The organism is Methylobacterium sp. J-030 (genome assembly GCF_022829545.1).
In the GTDB taxonomy this organism is placed as follows: Bacteria; Pseudomonadota; Alphaproteobacteria; order Rhizobiales; family Beijerinckiaceae; genus Methylobacterium.
In genome coordinates this window covers 1-330 of record NZ_JAKSYM010000405.1, presented here as the reverse complement: position 1 = coordinate 330, position 330 = coordinate 1, and the positions used below count along the sequence as shown (strand labels likewise).

Below are 330 nucleotides of genomic sequence, written 5' to 3'. Positions count from 1 at the left end.
CCTTGATTCTCCTAGATCTAGAACCTGAGTATGCGTGGTGGTCGCGGATTTGACCCCTCCCCCTGATGGCATCGTGCGCCGCGCCAGTCGCAGCCAGGCGGGCCATTCACTGCTCACGATGCGGAGCACGTTGGTGTCGTTGCGCGAGCCCGTGATCTGCCGCTCCTCGACTGTGAGCAGGACGAACTGCGCGTCCTCGCGGATCGCATTCTTGACGTTCGTGCGTGACACGCCGGTCACGGCCGCCAGGGTTTCGAGCGCCAGCTGGCAATCACGGCGACCGGCTACCTTGGACGAAACCAAGTCCAGAACGGCGACCTCTGCCTGCGT

At 63.6% G+C, this 330-nt stretch carries 1 pseudogene; it reads right to left on the bottom strand.

What is annotated here, in order from left to right:
* Positions 1–330, bottom strand: a pseudogene (locus tag MKK75_RS34605) (helix-turn-helix domain-containing protein); the annotation flags it as partial.